The organism is Thermoleptolyngbya sp. C42_A2020_037 (genome assembly GCF_015272455.1).
GTDB lineage: Bacteria > Cyanobacteriota > Cyanobacteriia > Elainellales > Elainellaceae > Thermoleptolyngbya.
In genome coordinates, this window is the sequence record NZ_JACYLP010000054.1 from 1 (window position 1) to 16,633 (window position 16,633).

Below are 16,633 nucleotides of genomic sequence, written 5' to 3' on the forward strand. Positions count from 1 at the left end.
CTCTTCCCTCTTCGTTCTTCCCTCTTCCCTCTTCGTTCTTCCCTCTTCCCTCTTCGTTCTTCCCTCTTCCCTCTTCCCTCTTCCCTCACCATGCACCCACAAATCGACGCACTCTTCGACGAAGCCGAAAACCGCTACCTCAAGCCCGAAGAACTGGCCGTGCTGAGTCAGTATGTCGAGTCGCTGCCCGCCCGCCTGGATGCCTATTGCAGCCTGCGCGACCGCGAAATCACCATCATGCAGCAAGCCGCCGATCGGCTGGTGGCAGAACTGCCCGGCGAATCGACCGAAACCCTGGAGCGCAGCATCAAAAACGCGCTGCTGGTGCTGCGTCACTGCGCTACGGCCATGCTGATGAACGATGAGCCGTTCCTCAAAGACCGCCTGCAACCCATGGCCCAAATGATTCAGGCCTACGACAGCCAGCGCATCGACTCGGCACTGTTTCGCCTGCTGAACCAATCCCTCAGCCAGCACCTCGCGCCCCAGCAGGTCAAGTTTCTGCTGCCGATGCTGGCGATCGCCCAGAGCGATTTGCACCTTTCGGGCGAAGCACCGCTCACCGCAGCTGCCCTGTTTTAGGCATTAAGAGTCAAAGGGGGCAGCGATCAGATAGTTCAGCTAAAGAATTGCTCCAATCCAAAAATCTTGCGTCCTGCCCTGCGGACTCCCTTTTGACCCCCACCCCCCAGTCCTCAATCCCCAATCCCTGACCCCTACACACCTATGATCTCCGTCGCTGATTTACTGGTTAATAACCGCATTCCCAGCAGCTACTTTGCGACCGATGCCTACGTCCGCAGCGATCTGGAAATGGGGCTGCTGGAAAACCGTCAGGGCGATCGCCTGATTGCCCTTCCCGAAACGCTGATTCAGGCAATCTACAGCGGGCTGGACAAAGAAACTGGCCAAGCCTCTCGCCTAGTGCTGTACAATTGCGGGCGCTGGTGGGGCAAGACTTTCTACAGCCGCTTTTCGGAAGAACTGACCGACTATTACGGCACGCCGCTGTCGAATATGCCGATGGTGGAGTTTTTGCAGAGTCTTCAGCAGTGCTGGATTACTCACGGCTGGGGCAAGATTGACCTGGATCAAACCTATCAGCATCGCGGCTTCTTGGTGGTGAAGACGTGGAACTCGCCCTTTGCGCGATTGGCTCCCCGCAAAGACCAGCCCGTGTGTCATCTGGAAGCGGGTGTTCTGGCCTCTTTCTTTAGCCAGATTACGGGGCGAGAGCTGCATTGCGTGCAAACAACCTGCGAGTCGATGGGCGCAGACTGCAATCGCTTCGTATTGGGGCTACCCAAACGGCTGGAGCCAGCCGAAACGATGGTGACCAATCTCGACCACGAGGCGATTATGCAGCAGCTTTGCAATGTCTAGCGAATGTCGTCCAGCGCTTTATCCGTAACTGATTTGAGAGCCAAAGCTGTTGCAGCCTACCCAGTTCTCCAGGGAACCTGAATCCTCTTCGGGTTCCTATTGTGTTTCAACCCTTCTTTTCCGCGTGATCCGTGGCCAGCTTTTCCAAAAGAGAGCAGCAGCGCTCTAGATATCGCCAGTTAGGGCTGATTGGGCAGGGGCAATTCGGTCGGGTGTTTTGCGCGGTGCATCGGCAAACGGGGCAACTGGTCGCCCTCAAAAACCTGGAGCGAGAGCGCTTCCCGACCCATAAGTTTCTGCGCGAACTGCGCTTTTTGCTGACGCTTCAGCACGAAAACATCGTCACCTGTCAGGCATTGGAACACACCGCCACAGGGCGCTATCTGGTGATGGACTATTGCGAAGGCGGCACGCTCCGCAGCTTGCTGGGTGAAGACCATCGGCTGCATCCGGCTCAAAGCTTGAAACTGGTGGCGGATATGCTGGCGGGGCTGGAACATGCCCACAGCCAGGGCATTGTGCATTGCGACATCAAGCCCGAAAATATCTTGCTTAGCGTCGAGCGGTGGGGCTGGACGGCTCGCATTTCAGACTTTGGCATTGCGCGGCTGCGACAGGAATTGGCAGAGTCGCCATCAGGTGGCGGCAACACAGGGTCGCCCGCTTACATGGCTCCGGAGCGATTTTACGGACAATATTCCCCTGCGGCAGATCTCTATTCCGTCGGCATTTTGCTGTTTGAACTGCTGGCGGGCTATCGTCCATTTTCAGGCACGCCGACGGAGCTAATGTCGGCTCATCTGAATCGGCCGCTGGTGCTGCCGGACTCGATTCCTGCTGTCTTTCATCCGCTGCTGTCGAAAGCGCTGCAAAAGCTGGCAGCAAGGCGATTTCAGAATGCGGGCGAGATGTGGCGATCGCTCGTGCAGGCTGCGACCGATTATGGGTTGGGCAATCTCAACTGGGACGGGCGATTCCCGCAGGGATCGCTTCGCGAATCGCGCTCGATGACGATTTCTCCTGCACTGCCCACCGTTTCCCCCGTCAAGCTCCTAAACCTCCTGCCGTGGCGATCGCGCTCCGTTGTGACCCTGAACCAGCCAACCTCCGCACTGGCGATCGCTCCCAATCGGGGAACGCCACTGTTCCAGCCTTTTCCAGAAAGGGTAGAAACCTACCGAGCCAGTGGCGATCGCGTCACGTTCCAGACCCACCTCACCGAGGTCTGGCCCAGCACCCTGGCAGACGTTGACCCACTGGCTGCTGTGCAATTGCCGCAGCCTATTCGGGCATTGCAGGTGCGGCCGCAGGGCTGTTTTGCGATCGCCGCTCAGGCTATCTATCTGCTAGATGTGCCGTCTGGTGATGCAAATCAGCCCTGGCGTTATCAAACCATTGCCCAGACGGAACAGGACTGTCTGGTGGCAATCGAAGCGGCGGGGCGATGGCTGGCGATCGCCCTGCCGCCAGGGGATGGCGCAGAGGGTTCCCTAGCACTGCGATCGCTGCCTGATGAAGCCGCGTCGGTTCACCGTCCAGCATCTCTGTGGACTGCCCCAAGCCCTATCCGGCTATCAATGCCCACCGATTATCGTCGGCAATTGCTGTATCTGGCGGCGGTGGATGGGCGGCATGTGGTGCTGGTGTCGCAGATTTTGAGAGGCGAGAAGTACCTTGAAACCTGGCTAGAGGTGTTTAACCGACGGGGCGATCGCCTGGGCTGCCTGACGCTACCTGTGCGTTTGGGCTATATCACCGCCGCCTCCGACCCCTATCGCTTGGTCGCTTGCGATGCAGACGACCCCAACGCGCTGCTGATGATCGACCTGAAGCCATTTCGGGTGGTGCGACTGGGTGTGGAAATTGTGCCGAAGTTGCTTGCGGCGGCGAACTGGGGCTATGTGCTGGCCAGCGCTGCGGGCGAGCTGCTGCTGCTGGACGACCTGGGGCAACCCGTTGGACGGTTTCAGGGCCCTGCCTCACCCGTGGCGATCGCCCTGTTCGCCACCACGGGCATCCTGCTGGCAACTCAGACCGAAGCCCAATCCCAACTTCACCTTTTGAACCTGAAGGAAATGGACACTGACCTGATGTTCTGAATGTTCTGAATCTGATGTTTTGCAGAGGACTGCCAGCCGGAGCCTGCTAGTCTAAAATCTTGAACACCATATCAGCGTGGCTGAAAGGCGCTGTGGATAAAATTTGCCGCAGTCCCGAAGACGCTGAATTGGTAATCCAAAATCGATATCAAAGGCACTCAGAAAGTCAAATCGATATCAAAGGCACTCAGAAAGTCAATCAGTAATGGCGCTCCAGGTTTACGGAATTCCCAACTGCGGAACCTGCAAAAAGGCGATCGCCTGGCTCGATCGCAACGGGGTCGAGTATGAGTTCATCAACACTAAGGAAACCCCACCCACCCAAGCGCAAATTGAGGACTGGATCGCGGCGCTGGGGTCAAAACCGATGCGAAATACCTCAGGGCAATCCTACCGGGCGCTGGGCGAGAAAAAAGACACCTGGGGCGACGCAGACTGGGCCAAAGCCTTTGCCGCAGATGCCATGCTGCTGAAGCGACCGCTGTTTGTAAAAGACGGCAAAGCGGTCATGGTAGGGTTTCGGGATGCAGAGGCGGTGGTGAGAGAGAAGTTGGGCGTGTAAAAGAGTAAGGGAGCGGGTTGAAGCAAGCTGCTCAGCATCTCCCTTCCCGATGTGCCGCTATCATGCCTTCCCCATCGCTTTGATATCCACACTGCGCCACAGATACCAAGCGGCGATCGTGCGGTAGGGTCGCCACGGTTCGGCGATTTGCAGCATGGTTTTCTTGTCGGGCAGAGCTGGCAGGGCGTAGAGCAGGCGCATTCCGTTGCGGATGCCCAGGTCGTCTACGGGCAGCACGTCCCAGCGGTGTAGCCGGAAGATCAGCAGCATTTCCGCCGTCCATTTGCCGATGCCTTTAACCTGGGTCAGCGTGCGGATAATCGCATCATCGTCCAGGTGTTCCAGGTCTTCCAGGCTGGGCAGCCCGTCCAGCACCTTTTGTGCCAGGTCTTTGACATACAGCGTCTTGGCACGAGATAGCCCCGCACCGCGCAGCAGTTCGTCTGGGGTAGCCAGAATTTCGGCAGCGGTGGGGTGCGGCGTGTGGGGGTAGAGTGCCAAAAAGCGGCGGTGAATGGTGCCTGCGGCTTTGCCGGAAAGCTGCTGGTAAATGATGGATTCCGCTAGAGATTCCAGCAAATCGCCTGTCTGTCGATCGTGCCAGAGGGTGCAGGGGCCGCTGCGCTCGATCGCCGCTGCCAGGATGGGGTCGGCTGCTTGCAGATGGGCGATCGCCCTTGAATAGTCCATCTTAATAGTTTCCTTGTGTACCAAGCTCGGCAGTGGCAAACCACACGCTGTCCTTACTTGTGCGTATCTACAACATCAGGCAAGAGTATAGAGCAAATGTACTGAGTTGAAAATCTCTGGCTCGAAGTCAAAGCTGTAGATAGCATTTTTTAGTATCGAATTATCTGCTATAGTAAATTTGCGGGCAGCATCATAATTGCAATGTTGCAAGTTGAGAACTGCTTGTTAAAACCAGGACTGATAAGGCAGCGTTACCAGCAAGAAATTATTCCCCCAAAGGGTAATCTTGGCCAGGTTTCCCGAAATAGATGATGGAAAGCAGGTTTTATAGAGCAGGGTCAGACTCGATTTGCTGCTGTCAAATGATTTTTCTGGGCCTGACTGTCAGGTAGCTACCTGTCCTCGCCGAATCATCGGTTTTATCAATGAGGAGCTTCAGTTAAACGCTAGCGCTTTCGATTTCAGCCGCCACGCCAGTCAAATTACTGCGTAATTGTAGAAAATTTGGCTGAAATGTGTTTAGTGGCTTGATGCGCTCAGGAATTTCTTGACTTTTTACGTTTTCAACAACCAATCGCCGCTTGGGAATCAATCGTCGCTTGGGCAATGCCTGGGCGCGAATTCGGAACTTCGGATCATAGCCCTCTCCGAGAGTTGCTCAGCGTGGGCGATCGCCCCTCAAAACCAAAATTATCTTTGGTATAGAAATGTGGCGATCGCCCGCTTTGGCAAACTTCTAAAAATAAAATCAAGTTGGGAGGAATAAATACTCATCTTCCCAACCTTTAAGTTCCTGAAATCAGGGAAACCCGGAGAGCAGGTTTTCGACCGCGAGAACCCCGTCGGAACCGAGTTCGCGTCATGGCACTCCTGGAGAAGTGGACATGGCAGAGGCATCGACCGTCAAATTTGTTCTAAATTTTGCTGACCCTGAGCTAGATGCAGACGAGCGCGAGAACGAAGCGCAACGGCTGCTGATTCAGCTCAGAGATCTGGACGAAGTAGAGTCGGTGGAGCGCCTGCCCGATCCCCACCCGCCTGCTGGAAACAAAGCGTTTGGCGGATTTTTGGCGGGGGCGCTGGCAGCCAATGTCAAGGCAGTAAACCTGGCCCCGATGCTGCAATTTTTGGGCGATCGCCTCTCGCAAAAAGCGGTTGAGCTAGAGATTGAGGTAGACGGGCGCAAGCTAAAACTCAAAGCGGCAGGACAACAAGATTTACTCAGTCTGTTGCCAGTGTTGCAAAAGTTTGTTGCTGGAACGGAAGCAGGCGAGAACCAGCTTGAGAACTCGTTCGAGAATCCATTCGAGAACACATTCAAGAACTCATTTAAGAACTCGCCAGAGAACCTGTTCGAGAACCCGTTTGAGAATGCGTTTCAGACTGCATTTCAGAGCTTTCATGCGAATGCTCTAAGCAACGGCAGCAGCATAAAGCAGACACCTGCATCGGGGGCGATCGCGCCTGCAACTCGAACCCTAGCCTCTCCCGTCAGCCCCACGCCGCGTCCTGTCTCGGTGTTCTTCTCCTATTCCCACAAAGACGAAGATCTGCGCGACGAAATTGCCACGCACCTGAGCCTGCTCAAGCGCCAGGGACTGATCACCGCGTGGCACGACCGGGAGATCACCGCCGGAGCCGAATGGAGCGGCGAGATCGACGCGCACCTCAACACGGCGCAGATCATCTTGCTGCTGGTGAGCGCCAACTTTCTCGCGTCGGACTATTGCTATGACGTGGAGCTGACGCAGGCGATCGCCCGCCATGAGCGCGGCGAGGCCTGCGTCATTCCCATCATCCTCAAGCCGTCGGATTGGACAGGCGCACCCTTTGGCAAACTCCAGGCCCTACCCAAAAACGCCAAACCCATCACCACCTGGGAAAACCGCGACGAAGCCCTGCTCAACGTGGCGCAGGGCATCCGAACAGCCGTACAGCGGATGGCAGCACGCCCGACCTAGCGATCGCCCCTCTAAAATCCAAAATCCAAAATCCAAAATCGCCCCCAACCCCCAATCCCCAACCCCTACCGAGGTGTACCCATGTCCAAGGTCGCCCTGTTAATCGGAGTCACAGACTATCAAGCCGGACTCACCCCGCTGCCCGGTGCCGAGCGCGACGTGCAGGCGCTGCACCAGGTCTTGAAAACGCCAGAGATTGGCGGTTTTGACCAGATCACGCCGCTGATCAACCCGGAACCGCAAGAAATGCAGGAAGAGATCGAAGCGCTATTTCGCGATCGCGATCGCGACGATCTGGTGCTGCTCTTTTTCAGCGGCCACGGCATCAAAGACGACAGCGGCCGGCTCTACTTTGCTACGCGCAAAACCCGCAAAACGCCACGCGGAGAACTGGTGAAATCGACCGCCGTGCCCGCCAGCTTTGTACATGAAATCATGAGCAACAGCCGCTCGAAGCGGCAGGTGATTGTGCTGGACTGCTGCTTTAGCGGAGCCTTTGCCGAAGACATGCGAGCCAAAGACGACGGGCGCGTGGATGTGCAAAAGCAACTGGGCGGCGAAGGTCGTGCCGTGCTGACTTCTTCCACCTCAACGCAGTATTCCTTTGAGCAAGCTACGGCTGATTTGTCTGTGTATACGCGATACCTCATCGAGGGCATGGAAACAGGTGCAGCCGATCGAGATAATGACGGGGCGATCGCCGTAGATGAGCTGCACGAATACGCCAAACAGCGCGTCCAGGAAACCGCCCCCGCCATGAAGCCAGAAATCTTCACGTCCAAAGAAGGCTTTCGTATCAAGCTGGCGCAGGCAATGGTTGGCGATCCGAAGATACGCTATCGGCGGGAAGTAGCTCGCTTTACTGAGCGCGGCGAAATCTCTGAAATTGCCCGACTGGCGCTAGAAGCCCGCCGCCAAGGATTAGGGCTGTCTCGCGAAGAAGCGACGGCGATCGAGTCGGAGGTGCTGATGCCGTCGCGTACCTATCGCTCGAACCTGCGCCAGTATGAACAAAAGCTGCTGGAAGCGGTGATACGCGAGTTTCCGCTGAGTGAAGCCACCCGCAACGACCTGGATTACCTGAAGCTGGCACTGGCGCTGCGTGATGAAGACGTAGAGCCGATCGAAGCCCGCATCGAAGCCCGACAGCACGAATTTGGACAACTGTTTTCGACTGCAAATCCGGTGGTAAGCAACTGGCCAGTCCCCTCTGCGCCAGAGACCATACCAGTTGTGGAAACGGGCACGCCGAAACTGGTCAGGCAGCCAACCCCGAAGGCTGCCCCGCCTACCCAACCGTCTCCTCAACCGCTGTATGCGCCCGTACCTGCCATCCGTAAAAGGGGGCAGATGCTCTGGGGCGTGCTGGCAGCGAGTCTCCTCCTCATCGCCAGTGGCGCTGGCGTGTATGTCTATCGCCAGTTTTCGTGGAGCCACAAGCTGAATCAAGCCACAGAGCTAGCCAATCAGGATAGGCATGGAGAAGCCATTATCTTACTTGAACAGATCCCAGAAAACAGCTCTTATGGAGATAAAGCCCAGGAATACCGAGAAGCCTGGTCAAAACAACTCATTGACCGTGCCCAAGAACGCTACGACGCAGGCAGCTTGGAAGAGGCGAGAGAACTGGCTCAGGCAGTGCCGCTGACTAGCTCGCTGCACGATGAAGCACAAGCAGCGATCGCCCAGTGGGAAGCTGCGTGGAATCGTGACCAGGCACTGCTGGCTGAGATCAATGATGTACTCAGCAACTATTGGGACATCGAAGGCGCAAAGGCACGGATGAGCCAGATCAGCCATCCCAAACTAAAGCAAGACGCGCAGGCGGCGATCGCCGAATATGCCGACAAGGTTACCAAAGATCAGCAAGAAAAACTGCGCCAGGAGCAGATCCTGCGAGAACAAGCCGAGCGCAGACGCATCGAAGCCGAACGTCAGCGTGCCGAAGCCGAGCGGCGTCGCCAGGAAGCCGAGTGGCAACGGATTGAAAGTGAACGTCGGCAAGCCGAAGAAGCCCAACGTGAGGAGCAAAGAAGACGCGAACAGGAGCAACTGCCAAATCAGAACCAGACACCGCACTCACCAGAGACTCCCTCAAATCCGCAGAGCAATAATCAGCAAAGCAATAATCCGCTGATGGATCTGCTCAGGCTACGCTGAGTCCCAGCGAGCAAGGAAGAATTTGGGCTAAAAAATTCGGGCTAACAGTTTGGCCTGGTTCCCCTTTTTTAAGGGCGCTGACATCCTTGAAATGGCAAACTTACTGCCCTCATCCCCCAACCCCTTCTCCCACACGGGGAGAAGGGGAGCCAGACCCTTTCTGGGAAAGGGATTTAGGGTGAGGGCTGAAATTGCTGCGTGAAGTATATTAGTGACCTTTTTAGAGGGGTTAGAGGGGATAACAGGATTTTAAAGCACGCCCTAGCATTGCCTTTGGGGGGAATCCTCGCGCATCTAGCCGCGATACAATCGGCCGCATCGTTTGAAACCTCGTTTGAAACCTCTGTAAGCCCAAAATTCTCCTCCCACCATGAACCTCCCCACCTGGATCACCGTTTCGCGGCTGCTCGGCGTGCCGCTGCTGCTGGTGCTGCTGCATAATCCCACCGAGCGATCGCGCTGGATTGCCCTGGCGATTTTCCTCGTCGCAGCAGGCACCGACTGGCTCGACGGCTACCTGGCCCGCAAGCTGAATCAGGTGACGGATTTGGGCAAATTTCTCGACCCGCTGGTGGACAAGCTGCTGGTGCTGGCTCCCCTGCTCATGCTGATCCAGCTTGGACAGGTGCCCGCCTGGGCGGTGTTTCTGATTTTGGCGCGAGAATTGGCGATCGCCGGATGGCGCGTCAGCCAACCCACGATTTCTGGCGCAAACCTTTGGGGCAAGCTAAAAACCGTCAGCCAGATCGCAGCGATCGCCCTCTTGATCTGCCCGCCGACGATGAATATGCCTGGAGCGGCGATCGCCTTTTGGCTCTCCGTCGTGCTGACGCTGGTATCTGGCGCAATTTATGTGCGGTGAGGGCGTGAGAGAGCGGATGAGCCTTAATCCCGAACTTGTCTCTGCCGAACTGAAACTCGGTAGGGCGATCGCCTAAACTATGCCTTAAAGTTTATTAAGCTTCCCCCATCCTCTCGCCCTGCCCATGACCCCGCGCTCTGCCGATGTGTTTTTCACCCGCCCGCTCCAGCTTGCATTGATCAGCGATGATGCGGTGTTTCGCGGTGGGCTGCGGCTGTGGCTGGAGCAGTTTCCAGAATTTCGGGTGGCGATCGAGTCCAGCACGGGGGAAGATGCGCTATCGCTGATTCGGACGCGCCTGGACACCGGGACGAGTCGGGGCGAAACGGTGGATTTGGTGTTGCTGGATTTGGAATTGGGACGCACGAATCCGGCGCGGGTGCAGGGTTTGGCGTTGTGTCAGCAGTTGCGGGCGACGTTTCCGCAAGTGCCCGTGCTGGTGCTGGGTTCCACGGCGGAGCCGATTTTGGTGGATGCGGTGCGGCGGGCGGGGGCGCAGGGCTTTTGCCTGAAGGGGGCGGAACCTGGGGCGATCGCCAAATGCCTGCGGCAGGTGGCCGCGGGGGAACCCTACTGGATGGCTTCCTCTGGGCTGGCGGGTGGTGGCGCAACGGCAGCTCGCGGGCCGGTGCCGTCGCGTCGCGTGTCCCAAGCTAGCTATCTAAAGCGGACGCTGCGCCAGTCGGGGCTAGAGCAAATCGATCAGGCGCTCGCCCTGATCACTGCACAACTCCGCAGTCGTCGCCTGTCCTTTTTGCAGCGGCAGGTGTTGCTGGGGCGCAGGCGAGAGCTGCGGGCGGCTCGGTGGATCGTGCTGCGGATGCTGGCCACGCCGGAACTGCTGGAAACCGTCTCGGAGCCTTCGCTGCCCACGGTTCCTACCCCCCTGGATGCTGTGTCTCCAGACCCCGTGCCCAGCCTCAGTGTCCCTGCTACACCAGCGGCGATTCGCGAAGCGACCCCTACGGGAATCCCCCGTCCCGCATCTTCGTCGCGCCCTGGCCGCTCCCAGCCCGCATCTGGTGCGTCTGTGGGTCAATCGGTTCCTGAGGGAAATCGCCCCACGGCTCTGGCGGCCACACCCCAGCCCGCGCTGACCACGGCCACGGCCCAAGCCTCTCGTGAAATGCGGGCTGTTTTATTTAACCGGGTGCTGGCGACGCTGGAAGGCAATTTGGACAACCTCACCGATTTGCCCCTGGAAACAGACATTTTGCGGAGCGATCGCAAGCGCGAATTGTTTGGGCTGGTGCTACGCAAGCTGGACGACCTGCTGGATGACCTGCGGGTGGCGGAAGTGCCAGAGCAGCGATTGTCAGATATGCAGCCCCAACTGCTGGCAGATTTGTGGCAGGCGACGACAGTGGAGTTTTTTGGTCGCTATCGGACGCTGGCGCTGTCGGGTCAGGAGGTGGAAATCGCACCCTACCTGCTGGCCGACCAGGCCATTGTGCAGGCGGATATTCTCAGCAAGATTCCGCTATTCAGCGACCTGCTGGCGCATTTGCTGGTGCAGGCTCCGCTGGTCATTGATGGTGTACCTTACACAGCAGGAACCCCCGAAGCCGTGCGCCGGGCCGGCCTGTTGCTCAGCCACACGATGATTCAGATTGCCAATGCCGTCGTGCAGCCGTTGCTCAATCGCTTTGCCGATGTAGAAGACATTAAGCAGTCGTTTTACGACCGTCGGCTGATGTCCAGTCGGGGCATTGAGCGGTTTCGCAATGACCTGTCTTGGCGCTACCGGATGCAGCGCTATTTTGCAGAACCGAAGGATATTTTTGAAAGTCAATATCGCCTGTTTGTGCTGCGGCTGCGGGGCATTGAACAGGAATCGATCTACGCGCCCCGCCGCGACGAGCTAGAACAACTGTCGGGATTGCCCTATGCAGTCACGCTGGCGCTGGAAACGCGGGATGCGATCGCCCCTCGGCTGCGTTCGGTTATCTCTGTGCTGGGCAGCGGCGTGATTTACGTGCTGACGGAGGTGATCGGGCGCGGCATCGGGCTGATTGGGCGCGGCATCATCAAAGGCGTGAACAACGTTGTGCAGGATGGGCGCTATGATCGCCAAGAGCGACGGTATGGACGGAGCCGGGGACGCTAGCTTGGCGAGTTTAAGCAAGATGAGGACGTAACGCATTTGAAAGATATTCCAAGATGGGTAAAAGGAAGCGTGCCGCTGGCGCTGCTGAGCGGGCTGGCGATCGCCGCAACCCTGGTTCCCACGCCCCCCCCTCCAGAGAAAGAGCCGCAGCCAGAGGAAATCGTGCTGACGCTGCCGCCGCCTCCGGCGAATTTGCCGCTGCCGACGCAGGACAGGCTGATTTCCGATGACGGACAGATTGCCATTACGCTGCCATCGGGCTGGGTCAAGGACGATGAGCTGAACGATCGCGCTCAGCTCGAAGCGTCCAACCGGGCAGCGCAGATGTATCTGATTGTGCTGACCCAGCCTAAGGCAGAGTTTCGCGGAATGCAGCGTGAGACCTATGCAGAAATTACTCGCGGCTACCTGACGCGGCGACTGGATAAATCCGAAGTCAGTGGCCCAACAGATGTTTCTCAGGTGGGCGGCAACCCGGCCGTGCAGTATCAGGTACGCGGCTCGCTCAACAACATTGACGTGCTGTATCTGCATACGGTGGTGGAAACGCCGACCCGCTTTGCCCAGATCCTCGCCTGGACACCGCCTACCGATTTCGAGAAAAATCAGCCGACGCTGCAACAGGTAATTCAGAGTTTTCAGGAACAACAGGCAGGTGGGTAAGCAGGGCGATCGCACTTCAAATGCATCACCCCAGACACGCCACGCCCTCGCCGCAGCGTCACGGAACGTCACTCGATGTCACAATAGGACAGGATATTTCGGAACGTTAAAAGACGTTAAACGTGCGATGGGTTTTAGAAGCGGTTTGAAAAGCATTTTGAAAAGCATAATGATGCGTCCGGCAATTGCTCGACTTCGGAGGCTTGTGTGGGCAAAGCGATTGCTCTTACTGGCGCTAGTCTTGGCGGGTGTGCTGCTGCTGGGCGGCAATCCGGCGATCGCCAGCCTCACAGATGATCACTACGACGGCAACATCTTCCCGCTCTACGCAGGCAACGGCTCCCTGGTGCCGCCCAGCCTCAAGCTGTCTGACTCGCTCCGCACCCATACGCCTGCCATCCTGGTGCTATACGTAGACGACAGCGCCGACTGCAAGCAGTTTGCCCCCGTCATTTCCCAACTCGATGCCTTCTACGGCCGCGCTGCCGACATCTTGCCCATCAGCATCGACTCTATTCCTGTCAAAGATCAATACGACCCCAGCGAACCCGGCTATTACCTGACGGGCTATGCGCCCCAAACCGTCGTGTTCGACAAGGCAGGCAAGGTCGTGCTGAATGAGTCGGGGGTCATTCCCTACGAGCGCATTGACGACGTGCTGCGGGAAGTCTTCGACCTGTTGCCGCGTTCCGAATCCGTTGAGCTAAAGCGCCGCATCGTCAACGAAATCAACACCGAGCTAGTTCCTCAGTAAGCTAAGACAATCATAGGAACCGACTAGCAGCCCACCGTTGATGCTCCAGCGGGAAGCGCGATCGGCTCCCGAAACCCCCTGATCACATCGCTGAACGTGCTACAGCGGCTTGGGTTGACAGCCCAAAATCGCCAATCGAAAATCCAAAATCAGATCGGGAAGTCCTAAGAAATGTAAAATTTAGGGGTAACCTTCACCCAAGCTGCTGTGACCGCGCAACCCTCTTTGGAATTTGGGCAAATTCGTAAAACGTCGCTTGCGAGCAATATCTTGCAGGACGCACTCACCGTGTTTTGGGGCGACTGGCTCGATCTGCGAGTCCGGATTGCCCAGGTTGCCGCATCGGGTCTGGTTTCTCCGCTGATCTACATTCTCGCCTTTGGGCTGGGGCTGGGCAGCGCCCTCGACTCGGCAATGAAGCCTCCCGTCGGCAATACCTACCTAGACTTCATCTTGCCGGGAATGGTTGCCCTGTCCTCCATGACCATCAGCTTCGGCGGCACAACGTTTTCCATTTGCGGTGAACGGCTCTACAGCAAAACCTTTGAAGAAATCCTGCTGCTGCCCGTACATCCGCTGGCGCTGTTCCTGGGCAAGATGATGGCGGGCGTGCTGCGGGGGCTGATGACCTCGGCTTCAGTGATTCTGATTGCGCTGCTGTTTACCCGCAATCTGGGCTTCATCAGTCCGCTGTTTTTGCTGGTGCTGGTGCTGAACTGCGCTGTGTTTTCGGGGCTGGGCGTGATCGTCGGGCTGAATGTGAAATCGCTGGAGGGCGTGGGGCTGCTGAATAATTTTCTGATTGTGCCCATGTCGTTTCTCGGCGCAACTTTTTTTGATCCGCAAACCCTGCCTGCAATCCTCAAGTTCATCGTTTATCTGCTGCCGCTGACCTACACGAGCACTGGACTCCGCGCTGCCGCCTATCTGCCGCTGAGCCAGTTTCCCTGGTACAGTATTCCGGTGCTGCTGACGGTGGCGATCGCCCTCTCTGCCATCGGCGCGTACCAGTTCTCCCACCAGCGAGACTAGCGTCTAGAAACAAACGCCACATCCTGAATTCTTTCTCAACCTCCTAACCCCTGTATCTCCTAATGTCGTCCGACGATCTCCGCGCTGCCCGCCTCGAAAAAGCTAACCAACTCCGCGCTCTGGGCTTCAACCCCTACGGCTATCGCTGGGATGTCACGCACCACGCCGCCGAGTTGCAGGAAAAATATGCCGATTTGGCGGCGGGGGAAGAGGCGGAGGTCGTCGTGTCGGTGGCGGGGCGCGTCATGAATCGTCGCGTCTTTGGCAAACTGGCTTTCTTTACGCTGCAAGACGAAACGGGCACGATCCAGCTCTATCTCGACAAGAAGACTATCGAAGCGGGCATGGCAGATATTGACCCGCAGGCGTTTGACCATCTAAAGACTTTGACGGACGCAGGCGATATCCTGGGTGCAACGGGCACTGTCAAGCGAACTGAGAAGGGCGAATTGTCCGTTAACGTGCAGCGCTATTCCATCCTCACCAAGTCGCTGCAACCCCTGCCCGACAAGTGGCACGGGCTGACGGATGTGGAAAAGCGCTATCGCCAGCGCTATGTAGATTTGATTGTAAATCCAGAGGTGCGGGAGACGTTTCGACGGCGATCGCTCATCACCACTGCCATCCGTCGCTTTCTCACCGACCGGGGCTTTATTGAAATTGAAACGCCTGTGCTGCAATCGGAGGCGGGCGGAGCCGAGGCCCGGCCGTTCATCACGTATCACAACACGCTGGAGATGGATTTGTATCTCCGCATCGCCACCGAGTTGCATCTAAAGCGGCTAGTGGTAGGCGGCTTCGAGAAGGTGTTTGAAATCGGGCGCATCTTCCGCAACGAAGGCGTTTCGACCCGGCACAACCCGGAGTTCACCTCCATCGAGGTCTACCAGGCCTACGGCGACTACGAGCAGATGATGACGCTGACGGAGGAGATGATCGTCGCCGCTGCCAAATCGGTTCTCGATGATTTGAAAATTACCTACCAAGGGCAAGCCATTGACCTGACCCCGCCCTGGCGCAGAGTCACGATGCACGAGCTAGTGCAGGAACACACGGGGCTGGATTTTTCCCAGTTCACGACGCTGGAGGAGGCAAAAGAAGGGGCGATCGCCGCTGGTCTCAAAGATTTAGACAAATGCGACTCGATCGGCCGCCTGCTAGTGGAAGCCTTTGAGCAAAGGGTCGAGGCGACGCTGATTCAGCCCACCTTTGTAACCGATTACCCGGTCGAAAATTCGCCACTAGCCAAGGCCCACCGCAGCAAACCTGGTCTGGTGGAGCGATTCGAGCTATTCATCGTGGGGCGCGAAACGGCAAATGGCTACTCTGAGTTGACCGACCCGATCGATCAGCGGCAGCGCCTCGAAGCCCAGGCAGCCCGCAAAGCCGCAGGCGATCTGGAGGCCCACGGCGTAGACGAAGACTTTCTGATGGCGCTGGAATATGGGCTGCCGCCCACGATGGGCATGGGGACGGGTATCGACCGCCTGGTTATGCTGCTGACCGATTCTGCCAGCATCCGCGACGTGATTGCCTTCCCGCTGCTGAAGCCAGAGGCAAAAGAGGAATAGTGGGGAGATGGGGCAGCCCGCGCCATTCTTCGGACACTTGCCAATGCGTCATTGCAAAACTTGGGCAAGTTAGTCCCCGCCTGAACCGCCGCTTACTTTGCCCGTTTCGTCGTTTTCTTGGCTTTGGGTTCCGCCACTTCAGACGCGGCGGTAGCGGACACGACCTCCTCGACCGCAGTTTGCAGGTGGGCTTCCAAGAACCAGAGGCGCTTGTCGATATCCCGCGAAATCTCGGTGTAGAGGTCAGCCGTATCGGCATCGCCCAGATCATCGGTCGCGTCGATGGATTCGCGCACCAGCTTTCCGTAGGCAGCATAGCGCTCTGCCAACGCGATGACATGATCTTTGCCATCTAAAATGTCGAAGGGATACTCTGGCAGAATAGACTGGGCTGCCGCAGTGCGAGCAGTGCCAACGGCTAGCCCGCCCAGCGCCGTGACGCGCTCTGCCACCATGTCCACGTACTCTTCTAGCTCGGACGCCATCTCGTCGAATAGCTCGTGCAGTTGGTAGAACTGCAATCCCTTGACGTTCCAATGAGCCTGCTTGACCTGGGTTTTCAGATCCAGTGTGGAAGCAAGGGAGTGATTCAAAATAGCAATAACTTGCGTGCGGATTTCAGATGAAAGATCAATCCGGGTTGCGTAGAGCGGTTGGCTTTTGCCGTTTGTGCTGCGACCGTTGCTGCCCATAAGCCTGCATCCTGGCTAGAGGTTCAAGCACTCAGCATAGCGTATTCCCTCTGATCACAAACAGAATGTTGCTACAAACAGGTGTTACATACAAAAC

The 16,633-nt window shown here is 57.3% G+C and carries 14 protein-coding genes; 12 read left to right on the forward strand and 2 right to left on the reverse strand.

Annotation, left to right across the window (positions count from 1 at the left end; genetic code table 11):
• The first annotated feature begins 90 nt into the window (after positions 1–90).
• The 4 genes from IGS16_RS19170 to IGS16_RS19185 all read left to right on the forward strand — a co-directional run bounded on the left by IGS16_RS19170 (position 91) and on the right by IGS16_RS19185 (position 4,044).
• The gene (locus IGS16_RS19170; protein WP_297088209.1) at positions 91–582 is read left to right on the forward strand and encodes a hypothetical protein; all 492 of its coding nucleotides are present in this window, start codon (positions 91–93) and stop codon (positions 580–582) included.
• A gap of 144 nt (positions 583–726) precedes the next feature.
• Positions 727–1,383, forward strand: a complete 657-nt coding sequence (locus tag IGS16_RS19175; protein WP_297088211.1) for a V4R domain-containing protein — start codon at positions 727–729, stop codon at positions 1,381–1,383.
• 131 nt (positions 1,384–1,514) lie between these two features.
• The gene (locus tag IGS16_RS19180) at positions 1,515–3,482 is read left to right on the forward strand and encodes a serine/threonine-protein kinase (RefSeq protein WP_297088213.1); all 1,968 of its coding nucleotides are present in this window, start codon (positions 1,515–1,517) and stop codon (positions 3,480–3,482) included.
• Between the two features lie 205 nt (positions 3,483–3,687).
• Positions 3,688–4,044 carry a Spx/MgsR family RNA polymerase-binding regulatory protein gene (locus IGS16_RS19185; RefSeq protein WP_068509707.1) on the forward strand — a complete coding sequence of 119 codons (357 nt, stop codon included), beginning with the start codon at positions 3,688–3,690 and terminating at the stop codon, positions 4,042–4,044.
• 60 nt (positions 4,045–4,104) lie between these two features.
• On the opposite strand, the gene IGS16_RS19190 is transcribed toward IGS16_RS19185, so the two are convergent.
• Complete coding sequence (locus tag IGS16_RS19190) at positions 4,105–4,734, reverse strand: DNA-3-methyladenine glycosylase (protein ID WP_297088216.1); 630 nt, start codon at positions 4,732–4,734, stop codon at positions 4,105–4,107.
• A gap of 884 nt (positions 4,735–5,618) precedes the next feature.
• Here IGS16_RS19190 and IGS16_RS19195 point away from each other — a divergent pair.
• The 8 genes from IGS16_RS19195 to lysS all read left to right on the forward strand — a co-directional run bounded on the left by IGS16_RS19195 (position 5,619) and on the right by lysS (position 15,844).
• Positions 5,619–6,695: a toll/interleukin-1 receptor domain-containing protein gene (locus IGS16_RS19195; protein WP_297088218.1), complete on the forward strand. Its 1,077-nt coding sequence runs from the start codon at positions 5,619–5,621 to the stop codon at positions 6,693–6,695.
• An 81-nt stretch (positions 6,696–6,776) separates the two neighbouring features.
• The gene (locus IGS16_RS19200; RefSeq protein WP_297088220.1) at positions 6,777–8,855 is read left to right on the forward strand and encodes a caspase family protein; all 2,079 of its coding nucleotides are present in this window, start codon (positions 6,777–6,779) and stop codon (positions 8,853–8,855) included.
• 370 nt (positions 8,856–9,225) lie between these two features.
• On the forward strand, positions 9,226–9,717 hold the full coding sequence (pgsA, locus tag IGS16_RS19205; RefSeq protein ID WP_297088222.1) for a CDP-diacylglycerol--glycerol-3-phosphate 3-phosphatidyltransferase: 492 nt from the start codon (positions 9,226–9,228) through the stop codon (positions 9,715–9,717).
• 124 nt (positions 9,718–9,841) lie between these two features.
• Positions 9,842–11,824: a DUF3685 domain-containing protein gene (locus IGS16_RS19210; protein ID WP_297088224.1), complete on the forward strand. Its 1,983-nt coding sequence runs from the start codon at positions 9,842–9,844 to the stop codon at positions 11,822–11,824.
• Positions 11,825–11,860: 36 nt separating this feature from the next.
• Positions 11,861–12,487: a hypothetical protein gene (locus tag IGS16_RS19215; RefSeq protein ID WP_297088227.1), complete on the forward strand. Its 627-nt coding sequence runs from the start codon at positions 11,861–11,863 to the stop codon at positions 12,485–12,487.
• Positions 12,488–12,659: 172 nt separating this feature from the next.
• A complete protein-coding gene (locus IGS16_RS19220; protein ID WP_367185827.1) occupies positions 12,660–13,241 on the forward strand; it encodes a thylakoid membrane photosystem I accumulation factor in 582 nt (193 codons plus the stop codon).
• A 207-nt stretch (positions 13,242–13,448) separates the two neighbouring features.
• Positions 13,449–14,273, forward strand: a complete 825-nt coding sequence (locus tag IGS16_RS19225) for an ABC transporter permease (protein WP_367185828.1) — start codon at positions 13,449–13,451, stop codon at positions 14,271–14,273.
• A gap of 62 nt (positions 14,274–14,335) precedes the next feature.
• Positions 14,336–15,844, forward strand: a complete 1,509-nt coding sequence (gene lysS / locus IGS16_RS19230) for a lysine--tRNA ligase (RefSeq protein ID WP_297088230.1) — start codon at positions 14,336–14,338, stop codon at positions 15,842–15,844.
• 92 nt (positions 15,845–15,936) lie between these two features.
• On the opposite strand, the gene dps is transcribed toward lysS, so the two are convergent.
• Entirely contained in the window at positions 15,937–16,536 is a 600-nt protein-coding gene (gene dps / locus IGS16_RS19235; RefSeq protein ID WP_297088232.1) for a DNA starvation/stationary phase protection protein Dps, read from the reverse strand.
• Between the last annotated feature and the right edge of the window lie 97 nt (positions 16,537–16,633).